The organism is Methylomonas lenta, assembly GCF_001644015.1.
Classification (GTDB): domain Bacteria; phylum Pseudomonadota; class Gammaproteobacteria; order Methylococcales; family Methylomonadaceae; genus Methylomonas; species Methylomonas lenta.
In genome coordinates this window covers 15939-35737 of sequence record NZ_LUUI01000161.1, presented here as the reverse complement: position 1 = coordinate 35737, position 19799 = coordinate 15939, and the positions used below count along the sequence as shown (strand labels likewise).

The following is a 19799-nucleotide window of genomic DNA, read 5'->3' as shown; positions in this document are numbered from 1 at the left end:
ACTAAGTTTAATTAAGGGGGTTATATGCGACTCACCACCAAAGGGCGTTACGCAGTTACAGCGATGTTGGATTTGGCTTACCACAGTCAAAAACATCCGATTACACTAACCGACATCGCAACTCGTCAAACTATCTCTTTGTCTTATCTGGAGCAGCTTTTCGCGCGCTTGCGTAAAGCCGGGATGGTTAAAGGTGTCAGAGGGCCGGGTGGTGGATACACTCTCAGCCGCAACGCGCGGGAAATTAATATTGCTGACATTATTGAAGCAGTTGATGAAACCGTTGATTCCACCAAATGTGGCGGCAAGTCCAATTGTCATAATGATCAGCCTTGTATTACACATGATTTATGGATGGGTTTGAGTGACCAGATTCGTGAGTATCTGAAGCAGATCACACTGGGCCAGCTTCTGGAAAGAGAGATGGTAAGCGAAGTTGCGAAAAGACAAAGTCAGCAGGTTGAACAAGTGATTGATATTAAGACTATTCAGGAAAGAAAATCGGCTTAAATCTTGCCAAAAACTCATGATCTATTTAGATCACAACGCCACCACACCGATTGATGGGCGTGTATTAGAAGCCATGATGCCGTACTTGCAAGGTCTTTACGGTAATCCTTCCAGTTTATATCGGTTAGGCCGGGTCGCGCGAAGCGCCGTGGATTGTGCTCGTGAGCAAGTGGCAGCCTTAATCGATGCGCCTGCATCGCAAATCCTATTCACTAGTAGTGGTACTGAAGCCAATGCTCTAGCGTTGGCTCGTGCGCAGAATAGGCGTTTGTGGGTTTCGGCTATTGAGCATCCGGCCGTTTTTGAAAATGCTTCAAAACAACCTGAGCGCTATTTAGAAATCAATATACTGGTTGCCGATTCCTCAGGAAAAGTGTTAACGCAGGGCATTGAAGGTATAAAGTTTCAAGCGGGTGATTTTGTTTCGTTGATGTTGGCGAATAACGAGATGGGAGCGATTCAGGATGTCTTGGCGTTTGTCGAGCAACTCAAGGGGCTAGGTGTCATCATGCATACCGATGCCGTTCAAGCTTTGGGTAAAATTCCTTTGAGTTTTAGGCAATTGGGTGTGCAGTTGATGAGTTTGTCCAGCCACAAGATTTATGGCCCCAAAGGTTGTGGTGCTTTGGTGCGACAAGCAGGCGTTCCTTTGCGACCTATCATGTTTGGTGGTGAGCAGGAGCAAGGGTTGCGCCCAGGTACTGAAAATGTGGCGGCCATTGTCGGTTTTGGTAAAGCTGCCGAGTTGGCGCGGCTTGAATTTGATCAGCGTGCCAGTCTGATGTCTGCACTAAGAAATCGGTTAGAGCAACAACTAAAAGGCATTTCAGGATTGGTGATTTTTGCCGAAGCGGTGGAAAGATTGCCCAATACCTTGCAGTTTGGTATTCCGGATGTAAATGGTGAAATGCTATTGATGCAGCTGGATCAGAAGGGTATAGCGGTTTCTACCGGCTCAGCCTGCTCTGCCGGTTCCGAGCATATTAGTCCTGTTTTAGCGGCTATGGGGGTGGATAGAGGGTTAGCAAAATCGGCGATTCGCGTCAGCCTGGGTAAAGATAATACTGAAAGTGAAATTGATCAATTTGTCAGTGTCTTAAAGACACTGCTTGCAAGGCATTAGGAGAAGTGAGTATGAGTATTAATGTGACAGAAAGAGCAGCAAAGCAAATTCAAAAACAACTGGAAAAACGGGGTTCTGGTTTGGGTTTACGTCTTGGAGTGAAGCCTTCAGGGTGTTCGGGTTATGCCTATGTGCTGGATTATGCCGACGAACAGGCTGAGGATGAGCTTGTGTTTGATCAGCACGATGTCAAAGTACTGGTTAAGCAGGCGGATTTAGATAAATTAAAAGATATTGAACTGGATTATGCCAAAGAAGGTTTTAACGAGGCCTTTAAATTTAACAACCCTAACGTAAAAGGCATGTGCGGTTGCGGGGAAAGTTTTAGCGTTTAACTGGCAAATAACACCGGCTTTAGTTTGCTAAAACCGGTGTTGGCTAACATTACTTCATTTTCATATTAGCGCCGCAGTTACCCTCCATTTTTTTGTCTTCGCTAGGTTTTGCCGGTGCGGGTGCTGGGGCATTCTTTTTGCCGGCGCAAACCGCTTCGACTGCTTTGGTATCAACGGTTTTGTCCATCATTTGGCCGCCGCATTTGCCTTCACCGCAGGCACCGTCTTTCATTTTTGATGCGCCATCCTTTTCCGCTTCGGCAGTTTGCATATAACCTGAGCTCAAATCTGACAAAGAAAATGGATTGCTGTCAGTTTGCACGGCATTGGCGGCAAAAGGTAACAAAGAAGCACTGATTGCTAAGGCAAAAGGTGTTTTTTGGATTTTTTTCATAATGTCTCCTGGTGGTGGTTGTTGATGCATACAAGCAGCTTAGTGCTTGTTATAGCGGTTAATATTCTTGCGCACTATCACAAAAATGCTGCTTAAAGTAAAGGTGAGTAAGTCTTTAAACAGCATAGTATACTGCTACGCGGTAATATGATTTCTGCAAAAAAACTTAGAATCCAGCATGACTGAAAAAACCGAAATTTTGCAATTAGGTGCCGATGCGTTACGTCAACAGGCACGTCGTGTTGACGATTTTAACTGCGTCAAGTTCCATCAACTGATTGCTACCCTGAGCAGCATCATGCTGGAAAGCAATGGTGTCGGCATTGCAGCCCCGCAATTAGGCGCCTCCTGGCAAATCATAATTGTCGCCTCACGTCCTACTCTACGATATCCGCAGGCAGTAGAAATGCCCCCCGTTGTGATGGTCAATCCGCACTATAAGATTTTGGATGAAAGCTTAATTAAAGACTGGGAAGGTTGTTTGAGCGTGCCGGGCATTCGAGCTTTGGTGCCGCGATATCGCGCCTTACACGTCAGTTATCAAAATCCTCAGGGAGTTGCCTGTCAGATGCAGTTGCAGGATTTTCCGGCGCGAGTGTTTCAGCATGAGTTTGATCATTTGCAGGGTTTGGTGTATCTGGATAGAGTGGAAACCAATCGGGATATTGTTGCCGAAACTGAATTTTTCAAACGAATAGCAGCTTAAGGAACAGGATATGCGTTTCATTTTAGTTTTATTAGGGATTTTAGTCAGCCACGCCAGTCAGGCCTTGCCCGCTTTGCCAGTGACTGAAGTAATGCCAGGGATTTTTGTACATGTATCCGAACATCATTGGCCGGATCGGGATAATCATGGTGAAATCGCTAATATTGGTTTTATTGTCGGCGATGACTGCGTGGCGGTGGTTGACAGTGGTGGTAGTCCTCAGCAAGGCATTGCGCTACACAAAGCCATTAAAAAGGCTACTACTAAGCCGATATGTTATGTCATCAATACCCATGTGCACCCGGATCACATCTATGGTAATCGTGCGTTTAAAGAAAAAGCTGTTCAATTTGTCGGGCATCACAAATTAGAGAGGGCCATGGCCACGCGCGGGCCGCACTATCTGAGCAAAGCAGACGAGCTTTTGGATCTTCGCGTCACAGCCAGCAATATCATACCGCCTGATTTGCCAGTTAAAGACAGTATGACGCTTAATTTGGGTAACCGAGAATTAGTCTTAACAGCACACCCCACCGCACATACAGATAATGATCTCAGTGTTTATGATAAAAAAACCAATACCATGTGGTTGGCGGATCTGTTGTTTTTAGAACATATTCCGGTCATCGATGGCAGCATTAAAGGCTGGTTGAATGAATTGGCGCGTCTTGAGAAAAATCATTACAAGCTGGTCATTCCGGGTCACGGGCCATTGGTGAGAGATTGGCCGGTAAGCCTGCAGCCGCAAAAAGCCTATTTGACGCAATTGGCCAGTGAAATTAGAGCCATGATCAAGCAAGGTAAGACTTTGGAGTATGCCGTTGACCATGTCGGCTTATCGACAAAACAGCATTGGCAATTATTTGAACAATTTCATCGTAAAAACATCACAATTGCTTATGCTGAATTGGAATGGGAAGATTGAGAATTTCAACATTGGAGAGATGGACTATGTCTAAATTGCAAAAAATCGCTTATTTGTTAATGATTTTGCCAGCGATTGCCTTGGCAGAAGGTGATGATATTACCTGGAATAACAGCTTGAAAAATCAGTTTTTTGCCGGTAAAACCATTGAGGAATCCAATGCGGTGATTGAACTTGAAGCACCGTATCGGGCGGAAGACCCTGCCATCGTGCCGGTAAAAGTGGTCAGTAAAATGCCGCAGACTCAAGATAAATACATCAAGAAAATCTGGGTGTTTGTGGATAAAAATCCGTTTCCGTTTGTAGGCGAGTTCGAATTCTTTCCGGAAAGCGGTAAAGCCGATTTAGCCATGCGGGTGCGCGTTAATACCTATAGTAATATCCGTGCAATTGCCGAGACTAACGATGGCAAATTCACCATGAGCAAAAAATTTGTTAAAGCTAGCGGCGGATGTTCTGCGCCCATTGGTGCTGATTTGGATGAAGCCATGAAGCGATTGGGTAAAGTCAAGTTTCGACTGGATGATGGTATGCAAGTCGGGCAACCGACTCAAGCCCAGTTAATGATCAGTCATCCCAATATTACCGGCATGCAAATGGATCAAATGACACGATTCGTTAGAAAGTCGCATTTTATCGATCAATTGCATGTCACTTTTAATGATAAGCCAGTATTAAATGCCAAAATCGATATTGCTATCAGTGCAGATCCTAACTTTCGGTTTTATTTTGTTCCCGATAAGCCTGGTGAATTGAAGGCCAATTTTAGCGATATTTCCTGTGAATCTCCAACCAGTCGCGCTGTTTGTAAGCCGGGCGAACATTATTCTCAGCAGTATACGGTTACGCCATAATCGATTCAGATGAAAAAGTCAGTGCTTTTGTTGAGCCTATTATTGGTGGCGACAGATGCGCTGGCTTTTCGTTGTGGTCGACAACTAGTTCAAGTCGGGGATCATAAACTGGATGTGTTGGAAAAATGCGGTGAGCCGGAATGGGCCGACCAACGAATGGGAGTGCGCGGCAGTCGATTGCGACACCCCTATGGTGCGCTTGAGATAGACCAATACGAACAAGTTGTTATCGATGAATGGGTTTACAATTTTGGTCGCCGAAAATTCAAACAGTTTCTATATTTTGAAAATGGCATTTTAAAGGATATTCAAAGTCTGGATTATGGACATTGATTTCCCTCGTTCTGATTCCGAGCATTTTTAATAATTATTCATAATTAATTCCTATGATAAAACAAAGCAGTAATACCGTATGGCATCATGCAACAGTTACGCGAGTTAGGCGTGAGCAACAGAATGGACATAAATCCGCCATTCTTTGGTTTACTGGCTTATCGGGTGCGGGTAAATCGACTTTGGCGCATGCGGTTGAAGAGCGTTTATATCAGCTAGGCTGCAGAACATACGTACTGGACGGTGATAATGTCCGCCACGGTTTGTGTGGCGATTTGGGTTTTACTGATCAAGATAGGCAGGAAAATATCCGTCGCATTGCAGAGTTGGCCAAACTTATGCTGGAATCTGGCACCATAGCCTTGACAGCCTTTATTTCCCCCTTTCAATCTGAACGTAACCTGGCAAGAAATTTGGTGCCGCATGGAGATTTTATTGAAATTTATTGCAGATGCGAATTAGCTGTCTGCGAGCAGCGTGATGTAAAGGGCTTATATAAAAAAGCCCGGCAAGGTGATATCAAACACTTTACCGGTATTTCCTCGCCCTACGAAGCGCCGGAAAAGCCCGAGTTGAGCATTGATACCGATAAACATAGCCTGGAAGAGTGTGTGAATATGGTTTTGGCTTTATTGCAAGAGCGCGGCATCGTAAAAGTCGCTTAAATCCAGGTGTAGTCATGAATTTTGATGTGTTTAACGGTGATGCGGATGGTATTTGTGCCTTGTTGCAATTGCGTTTGGCAGAGCCGCTCGATTCTAACCTGGTTACCGGCGTAAAACGTGACATTAGTTTACTAAACCGAGTCCATGCAACTGCTGGTGATCGGGTAACTGTGCTGGATATTTCTCTGGATAAAAATCGCCAGCCTTTATTGGATTTACTCGATAGGCAAGTCGATGTTTTTTATGTGGATCATCATCAGGCCGGTGAAATACCGGTGCATGCAAAATTTCAGGCGTTGATCGATACTGATGCCAATGTTTGTACCAGTTTACTGGTGGATCAATATCTCAATCGCCGCTTTAGCGCATGGGCAGTTACAGCGGCTTTTGGGGATAATTTAGAAGTCAGCGCGATGAATGCAGCTCAAAGCCTATGCTTAACGACTGAGCAACTTGAGTCGTTGCGGCGGTTGGGCATATACATTAATTACAATGGCTATGGCTCGAATGTTGAAGACTTACATTTTGCCCCAGACAAGTTGTATCGATTGCTATATGGGTATGAGTCGCCACTGGATTTTATTGCCGAGCGAGCAGATGTTTTCCAGAAATTACAAGATGGATACGACAGCGATATGGCGCAAGCCAGCCAAACCTCAGCCGAATATTTAACCGATAAAGTTGCAGTTTTTATCCTGCCAGATGCAAAATGGGCACGTCGGGTAAGTGGTGTTTGGAGTAATGATTTGGCCAATCAGTATCCTGATCGAGCGCATGCGGTGTTGACGCATAACCAAGGGGGCGGCTATACCGTGAGTGTAAGAGCGCCTTTGAATAACAAAACCGGAGCGGATGAGGTTTGTGCGCAATTTTCTGGTGGCGGCGGCAGAAAGGCGGCGGCTGGTGTTAATTGCCTAGAACATATTGAATTGCAGCGACTTATCTTAGCAATTAGTAATAGGTATATTTAATAAAGTTATAGCTATGTGTTTTTTGTATAGAAATATTATTCAAATTATTTTAGGAGTTTTAAATGAGAACTATAGTTTTTGCTAGTGCTTTGTTATTAGTCGGTGGTTTTACGCAAGCAATTGCTCAGGAACCAGATCAGCTTGCTTGCGATCCAAATGATACCGCTACGCCTGTTCCTGCAAGTGAAGTAATAGCTGCTACAGTCTGTGTGGCTTCGGGTAGTGGCTGGGAAGGTCAAGAGTATCATGTCGTTGGAGGTGAGCTGTGGGATTTTAAAGGAGGTAATGATCCTGCTAATAAGTCTGAGCCCGTAGGTACATGGACTAATGCCGGGAATCAATTTACTTATAACTATGGTGGGACGGAGTATGTCACGCTATATTGTCGCCGTAGTAATGACAGTATTTATTTTGTAAATAGTGCTGGCAGGAAGCAGGATGTCACTTTTGTAGCAGCAGGTTCTGGTTGTTAAGTTTTTAGCAAACATATGAGGAAGACGTATTTAGTTGCCTTTATTGCATGTTTTTTGTTTGTTATTTATGGGAGCCTTGTACCATTAGAGTATAAGGCTCTTGATTTCAGCATTGCCTTCGAAAGATTCAAGAATATCAAGTATCTGTCGTTGGGCATAGAATCCAGAGCCGACTGGATCGCCAACATCCTGCTATATATCCCTCTCTCTTTTCTTGCGCTCGGTACCTTTCGAATTTCTCTTAAAAAAGGCTGGTTATATATAGTCTTTTCCACAGTTTTGGTTTTCTTGTTTTGCTTGGCAACGGCAATCAGTGTCGAATTTGCCCAGCAGTTTTTCCCGCCCCGTACCGTATCGCTAAATGACTTGATCGCTGAAACGTTAGGGACTGTGCTCGGTATCGTTTTCTGGTTTGGTATGGGGGAAAAATTCCTAGGCTATTTCAACCAAATTGGCCAAGGAGATTGGTTGTCTATCAAGTCAGCCATCCTGCTTTTTTTACCGGGTTATATTTTCCTGAGTTTATTTCCATTCGATTTCGTCACATCAATGGGCGAAATGGATAATAAGTTAGCAGGCGGTCACGATACATTTTTCATCGATATTGACGCTTGTCGAACAGCTCCGTTTCGTTGCATTGTGAAATGGATGGTGGAAATTTTGATTTTAGTGCCTCTTGGTGCGCTTTTTGCGGCGTTGCCTTATACGCCAAATAAGAAAAGTCTGGCTGTTGTAGTGGGTTTTTTGTTGGGCGTTTTTATTGAATTGACCCAGGTTTTTATTTATTCAGGCAGCGGACAGGGTTTTTCCATTATTACCCGTATGTTGGGTATGGCAGTTGGGGTTCAGGCCTATGTTTTTTTTGCCGGACGCGATTTGCAAACATTGCGGCCATGGTTGGGTCGATTTGTCTGGTTGGCTTTGCTACCTTACATTTTAGCAGTAGCCGCTATTAATGGCTGGCTGGAGGGTGGTTGGCTTTCTATCGCTGCGGCACAGCAAAAACTTAATGAAACACAGTTTTTACCGTTTTATTATTTTTATTACACCACCGAAACTGTGGCGTTGGTGAGCTTGTTAAGCAATATCGGTACTTATATGCCGGTGGGATTTTTGTTTTGGATCATGAGTTTAAGAAGTCCTGATCAGCAAAAAATCCATGGGTTTTGGGTAGGGCTGTCAGCGGCAGTGTTTGCAGTGATTATAGAAACGGGCAAACTTTTTTTACAAGCCAAACATGTCGATCCGACTGATGTATTAATTGCATTTGTTTCCGGAGCGGTTACCTATGCGGCTTTAAATAGCATTCAAAAGATGATGAGTCAATCAGGTCGTGCAGGTTTGAAAGGCCATGCTCATTTGAAAAGCCGGGAAGAAATTGTCGATTCGATTGCGGCTGACGCTTCTGCTTCCGACTTGGTCCCAGTGCAAAAAAAATGGCTGTTGCCTGCTGGTTTCATTTGCCTATTAGTTCTGTATCAAATTATCCAATATCCGCTTAAGCCGGCTTTACTGGCGCTATGCGTCATCGGGTATTGCTATGGCTTGGTTCGTAAGCCTTTAATTGGCTTATTCGTGTTGCCAGCTTTATTGCCCATCATGGATTTTGCGCCTTGGACAGGACGTTTTTTCTTCGACGAGTTTGACTTGATGGTTTTGTCGACTTTGATGGTGATGATGCTTCTCCCATCAGGTAAGTCAGGTGGATTTCCAAATTTCCGAATTTCCGATATGTTCTATATCGGTTTGTTTTTGCTTTTGTTAGGGGTCAGTTTAGTCATTGGTTTAATGCCTTTGCCGGAGATTGATGCTAATTCATTTAGTAACTATTACAGTAATTACAACGCATTACGGATAGTAAAAGGTTTTTTTTGGGGATTACTGCTCAGTCCCTATTTAATTCACTTTTTACGAGAAAGATCTGGTCAGAGCTATTTTTCTGCCGGGTTAATCAGCGGTTTGGCTGCTGTGGCAATATTTTCAATTTTTGAGCGTTGGGTGTTTCCAGGACTGTTCGATTTTTCTACTGATTACCGAATCAATGCATTATTTGCCAGCATGCACAATGGCGGTGGACATATCGAGTCATATCTTGCCTTGAGCATGCCTTTTGTGGCGACATTATTTTTGGCTGAGAAGCACCTTATGGCCGCACGTGTTGGTGGAGTATTGTTGTTTGTGTTGAGTTTATATGCGCTATTAATGACTTTCTCCCGTGGAGGTGCAATTGGGCTGTCGGTCTCTTGCTTCGTGTTATTAATTGGGTTGTATGTGCATTTTGCCAGCCAAAGTAAGATTAAACTCAAACAGTCAGCAGGCTTGGTTGCGTTATTGCTGGTAGTGGTCGCGACATTGTCTTTACCTGTATTTGAAGGTGATTTAATGAAAAATCGGCTTAGCGTGGCAGGGAAAGATAGTGAAACTCGCCATCGACATTGGAGTGCGGCCGTCGATGCGATGGATGGGGATGTCTTAACACAATTGTTTGGTATGGGCTTGGGCAGTTTTCCACGTACATTCTTTTGGTCAAATCAGGAAAATGCTCACCCTGCGACGTATCGGATTGGGTCTGAAAAGGGCAATCAATATTTGGCTTTGCAGGGAGGTGATGCTTTATTTATGGGACAATACGTAAGTCTACAACCACATCAGAGTATAAAACTGTCCATAGAGGTACGCAGTTTGCAACAAAATGTGTGGCTCTCTATTCCAATTTGCGAAAAATCCTTACAATATTCATTTAGATGCGTCGTTACTGAAGTCTACGTGCCTTCAGCTCAATGGCAAAAAATCGAAAAAGACATTCAAATTGGTGGTGTAGGCGCTGTTTCAGACGATATTGCTGGCGGTTGGTTGGCTAGGCCGGTGCAGTTGGCGCTTTATGCCGGCGGTGATACGGGTGTGATTGTCGAAGTTGATAACCTGCAATTGCTGGATGCAAAGGGTCAAAAATTAATTAGCAACGGTGATTTTTCTGCGGGCCTTGATCACTGGTATTTCTCAACGGAGAAACATAATCCCTGGCATATTTTCAATATATGGGTACATGTATTGTTTGATATGGGGTGGTTAGGTTTAGTTGCTTTTATATCGCTGATACTTTATGTCTATTACCGCTTAATAAAATCTTTGCGGCAAGATATTTACGCTCCGATTTTGCTGGCATCATTTACAGGGTTTTTGATTATCGGTTATGTCGATAGTCCGTTTGACGCGCCACGATTGACATTTTTGTTTTGCGTGTTAGTTATTTTTGCCATTTTCGGCTGCAAAAGACCGCATAAATCATTCAGAGTATTTAAGTAGCATATGAACAATTTTATCCCCGGCCAGCGCTGGATTAGTAATACCGAGTCTGAACTAGGCTTAGGCATGATTTTAGATGCGGAGTTAAACCGTGTAACGGTGTTGTTTCTTGCTACCGGCGACAAGCGGGTTTATGCCCGTGACAATGCGCCTTTGACGCGGGTTCAATTTGCCGAAGGCGATGTGATTGAATCGACCGATTATTGCAAAATTACCGTGCAACAAATTCAACAGCAAAATGGTTTATTGAGCTATTTTGGCCTGGATGAAGACGGTCAGTTTCAGCAAATTGATGAGATGGAGCTTAATCACCACATTCAATTCAATAAACCTCAAGATAGGTTGTTTACCGGGCAATTCGATCCTAGTGCCTGGTTTAGTTTGCGTTTTGAAACCTGGCGCCGTCAGCAGCAACATCAGCAGTCTGCTGTGAAAGGTTTGCAGGGTGCGCGAGCAGCATTGATACCGCACCAATTGTACATTGCTCATCAGGCAGCTAATCGCATCGCGCCGCGGATTATGCTGGCCGATGAGGTGGGCTTGGGTAAGACCATTGAAGCCGGTTTGATTTTGCAGCATCGTTTGATAAACAGCTTGAGCCAACGGGTATTGATTCTGGTGCCGGAAGCTTTGATGTACCAATGGCTAGTTGAAATGTTGCGGCGCTTTAATTTGCGCTTTAGTTTATTAGACGAAACTCGCTGCATGGCCTGCCTGGAGGATAATCCATTTTCTACTGAGCAATTAGTACTTTGCAGTCAGCAGTTTTTTGCCGATTTTCCAGAGCGTCAAACGCAAGCGCTTGATGCGGGCTGGGATATGGTGGTGGTGGATGAAGCGCATCATCTGGAATGGAGCGAGCAAGCACCCAGCGCCGATTACTTATTTGTCGAGCAATTGGCGAATAGTGTGGAAGGTTTGATTTTGCTGACAGCGACACCCGAACAGTTGGGCAAAGAAAGCCACTTTGCCCGCTTACGTTTGCTCGACCCCGATCGGTTTTATAGCTTTCAGCAATTTGTGAAAGAAGAAAGCCAGTTCGCCCCGGTGGCTGAGCTGGCCAATCAGCTGATATCTGATCAGCCTTTAAATACAGAACAGCAAATTCGGCTTAAAAGCCTACTGCAACATGACAATGTGGATAAGCTGTTGCAACAGCTGAGTAGCGATCAGCACAATGCCGGTGTGCGTGAGGAGTTGATTAAGTTATTGTTGGATCACCATGGAACCGGGCGGATTTTATTTAGAAACTCTCGGCATACCGTAAAGGGTTTTCCGGATCGTCAGCGTTACGGCTATCCCTTGCAGGGTAATGCCGAAACTGAGCTAGCCAGCAGTGCCTATTTTCTGTGGCTGATAGACAAACTGAAAGCCTTGGGCGACGAAAAAGCCTTGTTGATTTGCCGGCGAGCAGAAACAGTTATCCAGCTTGAGCAGTTGCTGCGGCAACAAGTTGGTCATACGGCGGCGGTTTTTCATGAAGGTATGAGTATCGTTGAGCGTGATCGGGCGGCAGCGTTTTTTGCCGACGACGAAAGCCGTGCCCAAGTATTGTTATGCTCGGAAATCGGTAGCGAAGGACGGAATTTTCAGTTTGTGCGACATTTGATTTTGTTCGATTTGCCGGATAACCCTGATCTTTTGCAGCAGCGTATTGGGCGTCTGGATAGAATCGGGCAAAAACAGGTGATTCAGATCCATATACCGTATCTAATCAATAGCCCACAACATGTGCTATTTCGTTGGTATGACGAAGGCCTGGATGCACTGAGGCATAATTGTTCGGCAGCCGGCCAGGTTGCCAAGCAGTTGCATGCCGAGTTGACAAAAGTACTGGTGTGTCAGAATCAGGCTGAAATCGATGCTTTTATTGTCGCCACGCAAATGATGGCGCAGGAAATAGAAGCAGAGCTACAAAATGGCCGTGATCAACTACTGGAATTAAATTCCTGCCGGCCAACTGAAGCAGCAGGCTTAATTAAACAGCTGAATGATATTGAAGTTGAGGGCAGTTTGTGGCCGTATATGGAAGCACTATTTGACTGCTATGGTGTGGATGTGGAATATCATTCTAAAAATTGTCATATTCTGTGGCCCAGTGAAAACTTGCGAATTGGACATTTTCCTATGCTGCAAGATGATGGGTTGACGGTCACCGTCGATAGAGATGTTGCCTTGGCGCGCGAGGATATGCAGTTTTTGACCCAGGAGCACCCGATGGTGCTGGCTGCAATGGATCTGGTATTGTCTAGCGAGACCGGTAATGCATCAGTCAGCATTATTAAGCAAGCAAAACTTAAGGCTGGTCAGTTTTTGCTGGAATTAGTGTTTGTAGTGGAATGTAGCGCACCTGCAGAGTTGCAAATTGGTCGATTTTTGCCGCATACCCCATTGAGGGTGTTGATCGATCAGAACAAAAAAGATTTAACAGTAGCTGTTTCACATGATTCCATGCAGGACACCCTAGATAGTATCGATAAAGAGCAAGTCAGTCAGTTTCTGAGTAGCCAGCGTCAGCACATACAGGATATGATCAAAGCTGGAGAACAGAATGCCCAGGCGCAGATGAATGCTTTGATTGCCGAGAGTAGTAATGGCATGATCGCTGCATTTACAGCGGAAATCAAACGGATGGTCAGGTTGAAAAAAATTAACCCAGGGATCAAGGATCAGGAAATTCAGCAACTAAAGGAAATGACCATGCTGGCGCACGAATGCATTCAGGCGGCACAATTACGTTTAGACGCTTTGAGGTTTGTTATAACCAGTTAGCCGCCAGACCAGTATTTTAATGCTTGCCTGATTGGGTTAAGCTGTTATCAGAGGGTTTTGATAAAAACAGTGGTTTCATCGAGTTCAACGCATTCGAACATCAGGTCATCGATGGAACCATGTACGTGATCAATATAGTGTATGCCGCACACGTCGTCTGAAGCTTGATGCATTAATATGCCGTGAACACAAAAAGGTGTATTCGATTCCGGTAGTATCATATTGATTTTTATCTTGCCGACCATGTCAGAAGCAATAGGTTCTTTTAATTTGACCCGAATGCCGCTGTAACTAATATCCAAAATATCGGCATCCAGGGTCATTTCCTGGTTTTCGGTATTGAAAATTATGCCGGCCAGCATGCCTTTTGGTTTGATACGTTTGTGATTGCGTTTCTCTGACTTCATGCGACATTCTCCCTCTAGTAAATGTTCTTGCCTGCCCAAGCTTGTTTTTTTTATTTCCCGATTGAATTGTATAGCGTTTTTATAAAAATGCCAGTTGCAAGCGGACTTTATTTGCTGCGAAAAGCAGCTCTCAACCAAGGTTATTTAATGTTGTTTACAGAATTAGAGTTATCGGAGCAGTTGCTTCAAGCCGTCGCCGATCAAGGTTATCAAACCCCAACACCGATTCAGGCGCAGGCCATTCCGGTTATTTTGCAGGGGCGTGATGTGTTGGCTGGTGCGCAAACGGGCACAGGAAAAACCGCCGGGTTTACCTTGCCATTACTAAAGATCTTGCAAGATCAGCCTATCCCGCAAAAACCGCGCCCTCTGCGAGTGCTGATTCTAACGCCTACGCGTGAGTTGGCGATGCAAGTATTCGAGAGTGTCAGAACTTATGGTAAGCATCTGCCTTTTATTGCCGAAGCCATTTTTGGTGGTGTTAGCATTAATCCGCAGATTCAAAAAATGCAGCGCGGCGTCGATATTGTTGTGGCTACGCCGGGGCGATTGCTGGATTTAATTCAACAAAAGCATGTGGATTTATCCCACATAGAGCATTTTGTTTTGGATGAAGCTGATCGCATGCTGGATATGGGCTTTATCCGCGACATACGAAAAATTATTACCTTACTGCCAGCCAAGCGGCAAAACCTGTTGTTTTCAGCGACCTATGCACCGGAAATTAGCGCACTGGCCGAACAGATTTTGCATGATCCGGTGGAAATTTCGGTAGCCAAAAAAAATGCAGCAGCTGATACCGTGACACAGCTGGTTTATCCAATTAAACGTGAGCAAAAACGTGATCTGTTGTCATTTTTAATCGGAAATGGTAATTGGCAGCAAGTGCTGGTGTTTGTCCGCACCAAACATGGTGCCGATCGATTGGCCAAGCAATTGATCAAAGATGGCATACGTTGCGCGGCGCTGCACGGCGATAAAAGTCAGGGTGCACGCGTTCGTGCCCTGGAAGACTTTAAGAAAGGCTCTATCACTGCACTGATTGCCACCGATATTGCCGCTCGCGGGCTGGATATCGATCAACTGCCGCATGTAGTTAATTTTGATTTGCCACAAGTTGCGGAAGATTATGTGCATCGTATCGGTCGAACTGGCCGGGCAGGGGCTGAAGGTCAGGCGATTTCGCTGGTCGATCAGGAGGAGGCTTATTTGCTGGCGGCAATCGAAAAGTTATTGAAGCGGGAAATTCCACAAGTTGCCGATACTGGGTATGAAAAAGTATCGCTAAATCTTAATGCTGCCAAGTCAAAATCACCGCAAAATGCTAAGCCCGCGCCAAGAGCAACCACCGGACGTTCGTCGCGACCATCGGTAAAATCGGGTTCGTCGCGTAAACCGGATACGGAGCGCAAGCCGGTTAATCGCCAGCGTTCTGGAAATCGCTAGGACTCTGGATCGTAAACATGCACTGCTAACCAGATACTGATCTGGTCGCTGGCAGTGCTATCTACCCGGTGCTTGCAATGCGCGGGCAATAGCAGGTAATCGCCAGGATTTAACTCGACCGGCTCTGCATCGATAAAGCTCAGTCGAGCTTTGCCTTGCAGTAATAACACCCATTCTGTTTGTTCCTGATCGTACCAAGTGTTTTCTGCGCTATGCTGGCCCTGCGACAGAATGCGCTCTATGCGTACGGTGGAACTTTGAAACAAGGTTTGACATAATTCTTCCGGTAATGTTTGCGGGATCTCGGCAAACAGAGAGGCAAGTTTGCTTTTCATGGTTTTATTGGGTTGTAAGCATGCCGGTAATTAATGATTAAGTTTTATTGGTGGCTGGTTCTTGCACCAGTATCCAGGGTTTTACTACAACCGCCCACACATCTATTTTATTGTTGAACCACTTTTCTGCTTGCCGGTCGGAGACTGGTGCTAGTTGTTGCTTGTTTAGCCAGTCTTCTACTAAAGATTTATTGTCGATGGAAAATTGATAAGCCACTTCCACCAAATCTAAACTGTCATCCACAGCAATAGCCAGACCGGCAGCAAAAAAACGTTGCAAATCCAGCCAGGGGATTTGAGAGGTTTCTAAGTTTACTTTGGCTTTTTCCAGTTCGATTGGACAATCTGTCATTTTATGTACCGTTTGAGGGTGGGGATGTTGTAGACTTCAAAGTTATTTTATCGCAACTAGTATCAAAACAGACCCGTAAGGAATCAAACATGTCATTTTTGAGTTCATTAAAAAAGCGTTCAACTCTGGATGCTGCAATTAAACAAGTCGCGCAAGCCCGTAACAGTGAAGCTGGAAAAGCCGAGCAATTGTATAAAGGTGCTTATCAAGGTTTTGCCAGTGTGATTTCTGATAACTTAATGATGTCTGATGCGTTGTATCACTGGGGATTTGCCCTGTTACACGAAGCAAATGGCAAGCCAGAGGTGGAGGCTATCGAAATTTATGAAGATGCGATCTCTAAATTCTCATTTTGTTTATTAATGGCGCCGAACTATTTGGGTGCGGCAATCGATGGTGGTGTGGCATTTATGGAGTTGGGGCGAATAAGTCCCGAAGGCAGTAAAGCTGGGCTGTATGGCTTGGCGGAAGATTTTTTTGAAAAAGCCAATAACATCCAAAAAGGCAGTGCTGCCTATAACTTAGCTTGCATTTATGCTTTGCGGAACGATGAACCAGCTTGTCAGCAGGCTTTGCAGCAGGCTAGAGAATTTGGCAGTTTGCCGAATCTGGATAATATTCAGGGTGATCCGGATATGGATAAGGTTAAGCAAGCGGAATGGTTTAAAGAGTTTATAGCAGATGTGCAAGCCCAACCTGAACCAGTGCGAGAAAAATTAAACAATGCAGAGGTAGTGGTTGATAAGTCCTCATTTAAGCTGAAAAAAACAGAAGACTTTGATTATTACTCATAACAGCTAGCCAATAAAGCATGAAGTTTGGCCAAACCCAGTTCGCGGGTTAGTTTGATATTGCGGACTGGGATGCTTTCGGGATCAGGATGATTCGCCACGGCGCGATCGATGCTGGTTTCTCGGATGATATGCAGCATAGGGTAAGGTGAGCGATTGGTGTAGTTGCTGGGATCTTCCTGGTCATCTAAATCGTTTTCAAAGCGATACGCTGGATGGAAGCTAGCAAGTTGATAGACTCCTTCATAGTTTTGTTCGATTAATAATTGTTCTGCAATCGCCACCAAATCCAGGTAATCGTCGAAATCGTTCAAACCGGTCGGTAAAATTAACAGTGTGGTTTCCGTTTCTGTGTGAGTGTCAAGATATTCGCATTCTTGAATTAAAGCACCTAGTTGTTTTTCAATGTTTTCAGTGTCAGCCACCTGGTAACGGATAGTGTTTCTTTCGTGCTCCCTGCGGGCAAACGGGCAAATGTTAAAAGCAATAATAAAGGACTTTAACCAGGTTTGGGTCGCGTGAATGATGTGTTGTTTAATCATAAAGTATTGAATAAATATAAAGTCAGCTTGGTTTGCGTGTTAGCGCTGTTGCCTGCAGTAGTCGCTGCTGAGGTTTATCAGTGGATTGATGCGCAGGGTAAGCATCATTATTCCGATCGCCATCAGCAAGATAATGCCCGGATTTTAGCGGTTGATGTGGGGCTTACTTATTATGCAGTAGAAAAGGTCTACGACGGTGACACTATTTTATTGAAGAATGGGCAAAAAGTGCGGTTTTTGGGTGTTAATACGCCTGAGGTGGCTGGGCGACACAATGATGCTGAGCAAGGTGGCGAAGAAGCAAAGGCGTGGCTACAGCAGCTTCTACAGCACAAAAAAGTAAGATTGGAGGTGGATGTCGAACAACAGGATAAGTATCAGCGCACTTTGGCGCATGTGTTCACCGAAGATAAGCAGCATGTCAATTTGGAGTTGGTACGACAGGGTTTGGCGACTGTGAATATTTACCCACCCAATCTGAAATATATTGAGGCTTTGTCGATGGCGCAACATTTGGCAGAGCAAGAGCGGTTGGGTATATGGGCTTATCCGGATTATGCGCCGCAAGCATTTCAATCTCTAAATAACAAAAACTATAAGGGATGGAAGCGTATAACCGGGCAGATACAAGCACTGAAGGGCGCAAAAAAATACATTTATTTACAGTTTTCCGATAGTGTTTCTCTACGTATCGATCGGAAAACACTGGATTTATTTCCGACTTTGCAAGGGTATGTGGGAAAAAACATTGAAGCCAGAGGATGGGTAAGCAAAAATAAAGATCGGTATGTCTTAAATCTACGTCATCCCGCTGATTTAATACTCAAGCATGATCAACTAGAGTAAGTTTCTCGTAATGGCAGGATGTTGATCGGAATGTCAGGCAAAAAAAGGGAGGCCGTAGCCTCCCTCTGTACTTTAAAAGCGTATTTGGACTCTATCTATCGGTACGTATGAATTCTACGCGACGATTATAAGCACGACCTTCTTCGGTAGCGTTTGATTCGGCGGGGTGAGATTTGCCAAAACCAATAGTGGTCATGCGACGGTCATCAACGCCATTTTGAATCAATGAGTTTTCTACTGCATTTGCGCGACGCTCTGACAGGCCCAAGTTGTAGCCGACTGAGCCAACGCTATCGGTATGGCCTTGAATTTCAACTGTTAAGCTTGGGTTGAGTTTCATGACTTCCACTGCATTTTTTAACAGAGGATGAAACTTGTCTTTGATTTTATCACTATCAAAATCGAAGAATACACCGTGATATGACCAGCATCCATGATTGTCAACCATGGCGCCTGTTGGTGTGTCAGGACATTTGTCTAAACAGTTGTTGACGCCGTCGTGGTCCTCATCCAGTTGCGAGCAATCTGGAACAGGATTGCCGGGTTTAAACAGCACTTGTTTGACAAAGTTGCTCATGCCGGCAGCGCTGGAAATTGCATTCACATCGGTTGCCATGCCACAACCTGCAGTGTCTACAATGGATTGCAGATTTTCTTGGCCAGCAGTATCAGCTTCATTACCTACCCAGACGGTGTAAATGCATAGTCTGTCACCGTATTGAGCTTTCAGAGCCTCAGCAGCAGGGACAGGTGAGGTTTCATCCATGCCGTCGCTGAATACGACTAAGGCAATATTGCCAGGCGCGCTGGCTATATCACCTTTGGCTGCTTCCACTGCTTCAGCCAGCGGCGTGCCGCCGCTAGAGCATTCTAGGGAAGTGATGGCGCTTTCGAAGCCGCTAGTTGAATAACTTTGCAGCGGTTGATTCAGGTGTGAGGTGCTCCAGTCGGTGCAAGGACCGTAACCAAAACTACGTAAGCCCGATGACAAAGTAATGTCAGGGATGGTGTGGTTAAACTTGTTCAGCAGGTTTTTTTCTACATCCAGTTTAGTGCCGCTGTAGTCAGCTGAATTTAAATAGGTTTTGCTCATCGAGGAAGATGAGTCGTTTAGAACAAAAAAACTGTTGGTTTTTTGCACTAAAAGACCTGATTTAACTTGAGCATTTAAGTCATCAGCCTGGAATGCCTGAAAGCTGTTGCTGGATTGTGTTGCGCAACCCGACAAGACCAAGCCTGTCAGTGCTGCGGTGAGTGTGAGCATCTTTTGCATAGGGTTTTCTCCTAAAAGGTTTTTGAGATTTCGGCAAACCTGCAGCCTGACTGTAAGTCTAGCACTAATATGCTTGTATTTTAATAGTTGCATTCACTTAAAACTGGCAAGCGTGAAATAATAACCTTTGTTTTTACTGGTGGTGAGGGTAGCGGCGTAATTTTTGCCTTGGATGGTAGGGGTTTGTTTGTTGTTTTTATGCGCCAGTTTGTGCAGGTTCGAGTGTATGAATAAAATCAGGCAACAGTCGGCAGTTGCATGGCTGGCAAAATTACCGACCATCAGGGTTATTAAAATGTGCATGAGGGTAATGAGCGCATTATAGCGCTCGTCGCTCAGGATGGTTGTGAATAGGCGACTAAATGCAGGAACAAACAGCTCGCTAGAGGTCGCTGGCTATGCCAGGTAAACCCCCAAGTCGCTAAAGGCAGTGTGCAATT

The 19799-nt window shown here is 44.8% G+C and carries 22 protein-coding genes; 15 read left to right on the top strand and 7 right to left on the bottom strand.

All coding sequences use genetic code 11. From position 1 onward, the window contains the following. Positions 1-24: 24 nt before the first annotated feature. Genes iscR through A1359_RS20295 form a run of 3 tightly spaced genes read left to right on the top strand, consistent with a single transcriptional unit; the run spans position 25 to position 1968 of the window. Positions 25-510, top strand: a complete 486-nt coding sequence (gene iscR / locus A1359_RS20305) for a Fe-S cluster assembly transcriptional regulator IscR (RefSeq protein WP_066987788.1) — start codon at positions 25-27, stop codon at positions 508-510. Between the two features lie 16 nt (positions 511-526). Beyond that, complete coding sequence (locus A1359_RS20300) at positions 527-1633, top strand: cysteine desulfurase family protein (protein ID WP_066987786.1); 1107 nt, start codon at positions 527-529, stop codon at positions 1631-1633. An 11-nt stretch (positions 1634-1644) separates the two neighbouring features. Beyond that, on the top strand, positions 1645-1968 hold the full coding sequence (locus A1359_RS20295; protein WP_066987784.1) for a HesB/IscA family protein: 324 nt from the start codon (positions 1645-1647) through the stop codon (positions 1966-1968). A 49-nt stretch (positions 1969-2017) separates the two neighbouring features. On the opposite strand, the gene A1359_RS20290 is transcribed toward A1359_RS20295, so the two are convergent. Continuing rightward, entirely contained in the window at positions 2018-2362 is a 345-nt protein-coding gene (locus tag A1359_RS20290; protein WP_066987782.1) for a hypothetical protein, read from the bottom strand. Between the two features lie 178 nt (positions 2363-2540). On the opposite strand from A1359_RS20290, the gene def reads away from it, so the two are divergent. The 9 genes from def to rapA all read left to right on the top strand — a co-directional run bounded on the left by def (position 2541) and on the right by rapA (position 13367). Continuing rightward, complete coding sequence (def, locus tag A1359_RS20285) at positions 2541-3068, top strand: peptide deformylase (protein WP_066987780.1); 528 nt, start codon at positions 2541-2543, stop codon at positions 3066-3068. Positions 3069-3078: 10 nt separating this feature from the next. Next, positions 3079-3993 carry a quinoprotein relay system zinc metallohydrolase 2 gene (locus tag A1359_RS20280; RefSeq protein ID WP_066987778.1) on the top strand — a complete coding sequence of 305 codons (915 nt, stop codon included), beginning with the start codon at positions 3079-3081 and terminating at the stop codon, positions 3991-3993. 26 nt (positions 3994-4019) lie between these two features. Further along, positions 4020-4847, top strand: coding sequence for a quinoprotein dehydrogenase-associated SoxYZ-like carrier (locus tag A1359_RS20275; protein ID WP_066987776.1), 828 nt, complete (start codon positions 4020-4022; stop codon positions 4845-4847). 9 nt (positions 4848-4856) lie between these two features. Beyond that, a complete protein-coding gene (locus tag A1359_RS20270) occupies positions 4857-5180 on the top strand; it encodes a DUF2845 domain-containing protein (protein ID WP_066987774.1) in 324 nt (107 codons plus the stop codon). A gap of 53 nt (positions 5181-5233) precedes the next feature. Further along, positions 5234-5845 carry an adenylyl-sulfate kinase gene (gene cysC / locus A1359_RS20265; RefSeq protein WP_066987772.1) on the top strand — a complete coding sequence of 204 codons (612 nt, stop codon included), beginning with the start codon at positions 5234-5236 and terminating at the stop codon, positions 5843-5845. Positions 5846-5859: 14 nt separating this feature from the next. Continuing rightward, positions 5860-6816 carry an acetyltransferase gene (locus tag A1359_RS20260; RefSeq protein WP_066987770.1) on the top strand — a complete coding sequence of 319 codons (957 nt, stop codon included), beginning with the start codon at positions 5860-5862 and terminating at the stop codon, positions 6814-6816. A gap of 62 nt (positions 6817-6878) precedes the next feature. After that, a complete protein-coding gene (locus A1359_RS20255; RefSeq protein WP_066987768.1) occupies positions 6879-7289 on the top strand; it encodes a hypothetical protein in 411 nt (136 codons plus the stop codon). A gap of 15 nt (positions 7290-7304) precedes the next feature. Next, positions 7305-10595 carry a VanZ family protein gene (locus A1359_RS20250; protein WP_066987766.1) on the top strand — a complete coding sequence of 1097 codons (3291 nt, stop codon included), beginning with the start codon at positions 7305-7307 and terminating at the stop codon, positions 10593-10595. Between the two features lie 3 nt (positions 10596-10598). Beyond that, positions 10599-13367 carry an RNA polymerase-associated protein RapA gene (gene rapA / locus A1359_RS20245; protein ID WP_066987764.1) on the top strand — a complete coding sequence of 923 codons (2769 nt, stop codon included), beginning with the start codon at positions 10599-10601 and terminating at the stop codon, positions 13365-13367. Between the two features lie 47 nt (positions 13368-13414). Here rapA and A1359_RS20240 read toward each other — a convergent pair whose 3' ends face one another. Next, positions 13415-13774, bottom strand: coding sequence for a PilZ domain-containing protein (locus tag A1359_RS20240; protein ID WP_066987762.1), 360 nt, complete (start codon positions 13772-13774; stop codon positions 13415-13417). Between the two features lie 147 nt (positions 13775-13921). Between A1359_RS20240 and A1359_RS20235 the strand changes: the two genes are divergently transcribed. After that, positions 13922-15220: a DEAD/DEAH box helicase gene (locus A1359_RS20235; protein ID WP_066987891.1), complete on the top strand. Its 1299-nt coding sequence runs from the start codon at positions 13922-13924 to the stop codon at positions 15218-15220. Here the strand turns inward: A1359_RS20235 and A1359_RS20230 are convergent. Then, positions 15217-15555 (bottom strand): cupin domain-containing protein, encoded by a 339-nt coding sequence (locus A1359_RS20230; RefSeq protein WP_066987760.1) that lies wholly within the window; start codon positions 15553-15555, stop codon positions 15217-15219. The genes A1359_RS20235 and A1359_RS20230 overlap by 4 nt on opposite strands. A gap of 37 nt (positions 15556-15592) precedes the next feature. Next, entirely contained in the window at positions 15593-15907 is a 315-nt protein-coding gene (locus A1359_RS20225) for a DUF2288 domain-containing protein (RefSeq protein ID WP_066987757.1), read from the bottom strand. Positions 15908-15996: 89 nt separating this feature from the next. On the opposite strand from A1359_RS20225, the gene A1359_RS20220 reads away from it, so the two are divergent. Continuing rightward, positions 15997-16701 (top strand): TPR end-of-group domain-containing protein, encoded by a 705-nt coding sequence (locus A1359_RS20220; protein ID WP_066987755.1) that lies wholly within the window; start codon positions 15997-15999, stop codon positions 16699-16701. On the opposite strand, the gene A1359_RS20215 is transcribed toward A1359_RS20220, so the two are convergent. Continuing rightward, positions 16692-17240, bottom strand: a complete 549-nt coding sequence (locus A1359_RS20215) for a DUF1415 domain-containing protein (protein ID WP_066987753.1) — start codon at positions 17238-17240, stop codon at positions 16692-16694. The genes A1359_RS20220 and A1359_RS20215 overlap by 10 nt on opposite strands. Positions 17241-17246: 6 nt before the next feature. Here A1359_RS20215 and A1359_RS20210 point away from each other — a divergent pair, with 6 nt between their 5' ends. Next, positions 17247-18086, top strand: coding sequence for a thermonuclease family protein (locus A1359_RS20210; RefSeq protein WP_232322418.1), 840 nt, complete (start codon positions 17247-17249; stop codon positions 18084-18086). Positions 18087-18177: 91 nt separating this feature from the next. On the opposite strand, the gene A1359_RS20205 is transcribed toward A1359_RS20210, so the two are convergent. After that, complete coding sequence (locus A1359_RS20205) at positions 18178-19359, bottom strand: OmpA family protein (protein ID WP_066987749.1); 1182 nt, start codon at positions 19357-19359, stop codon at positions 18178-18180. Positions 19360-19452: 93 nt separating this feature from the next. Beyond that, the gene (locus tag A1359_RS20200; protein ID WP_066987747.1) at positions 19453-19662 is read right to left on the bottom strand and encodes a hypothetical protein; all 210 of its coding nucleotides are present in this window, start codon (positions 19660-19662) and stop codon (positions 19453-19455) included. Between the last annotated feature and the right edge of the window lie 137 nt (positions 19663-19799).

Coding starts and splice junctions, on each gene's coding strand:
- iscR (WP_066987788.1), top strand. CDS start 25: ATGCGACTCACCACCAAAGGGCGTTACGCAGTTACAGCGATGTTGGAT.
- A1359_RS20300 (WP_066987786.1), top strand. CDS start 527: ATGATCTATTTAGATCACAACGCCACCACACCGATTGATGGGCGTGTA.
- A1359_RS20295 (WP_066987784.1), top strand. CDS start 1,645: ATGAGTATTAATGTGACAGAAAGAGCAGCAAAGCAAATTCAAAAACAA.
- A1359_RS20290 (WP_066987782.1), bottom strand. CDS start 2,362: ATGAAAAAAATCCAAAAAACACCTTTTGCCTTAGCAATCAGTGCTTCT.
- def (WP_066987780.1), top strand. CDS start 2,541: ATGACTGAAAAAACCGAAATTTTGCAATTAGGTGCCGATGCGTTACGT.
- A1359_RS20280 (WP_066987778.1), top strand. CDS start 3,079: ATGCGTTTCATTTTAGTTTTATTAGGGATTTTAGTCAGCCACGCCAGT.
- A1359_RS20275 (WP_066987776.1), top strand. CDS start 4,020: ATGTCTAAATTGCAAAAAATCGCTTATTTGTTAATGATTTTGCCAGCG.
- A1359_RS20270 (WP_066987774.1), top strand. CDS start 4,857: ATGAAAAAGTCAGTGCTTTTGTTGAGCCTATTATTGGTGGCGACAGAT.
- cysC (WP_066987772.1), top strand. CDS start 5,234: ATGATAAAACAAAGCAGTAATACCGTATGGCATCATGCAACAGTTACG.
- A1359_RS20260 (WP_066987770.1), top strand. CDS start 5,860: ATGAATTTTGATGTGTTTAACGGTGATGCGGATGGTATTTGTGCCTTG.
- A1359_RS20255 (WP_066987768.1), top strand. CDS start 6,879: ATGAGAACTATAGTTTTTGCTAGTGCTTTGTTATTAGTCGGTGGTTTT.
- A1359_RS20250 (WP_066987766.1), top strand. CDS start 7,305: ATGAGGAAGACGTATTTAGTTGCCTTTATTGCATGTTTTTTGTTTGTT.
- rapA (WP_066987764.1), top strand. CDS start 10,599: ATGAACAATTTTATCCCCGGCCAGCGCTGGATTAGTAATACCGAGTCT.
- A1359_RS20240 (WP_066987762.1), bottom strand. CDS start 13,774: ATGAAGTCAGAGAAACGCAATCACAAACGTATCAAACCAAAAGGCATG.
- A1359_RS20235 (WP_066987891.1), top strand. CDS start 13,922: ATGTTGTTTACAGAATTAGAGTTATCGGAGCAGTTGCTTCAAGCCGTC.
- A1359_RS20230 (WP_066987760.1), bottom strand. CDS start 15,555: ATGAAAAGCAAACTTGCCTCTCTGTTTGCCGAGATCCCGCAAACATTA.
- A1359_RS20225 (WP_066987757.1), bottom strand. CDS start 15,907: ATGACAGATTGTCCAATCGAACTGGAAAAAGCCAAAGTAAACTTAGAA.
- A1359_RS20220 (WP_066987755.1), top strand. CDS start 15,997: ATGTCATTTTTGAGTTCATTAAAAAAGCGTTCAACTCTGGATGCTGCA.
- A1359_RS20215 (WP_066987753.1), bottom strand. CDS start 17,240: ATGATTAAACAACACATCATTCACGCGACCCAAACCTGGTTAAAGTCC.
- A1359_RS20205 (WP_066987749.1), bottom strand. CDS start 19,359: ATGCAAAAGATGCTCACACTCACCGCAGCACTGACAGGCTTGGTCTTG.
- A1359_RS20200 (WP_066987747.1), bottom strand. CDS start 19,662: ATGCACATTTTAATAACCCTGATGGTCGGTAATTTTGCCAGCCATGCA.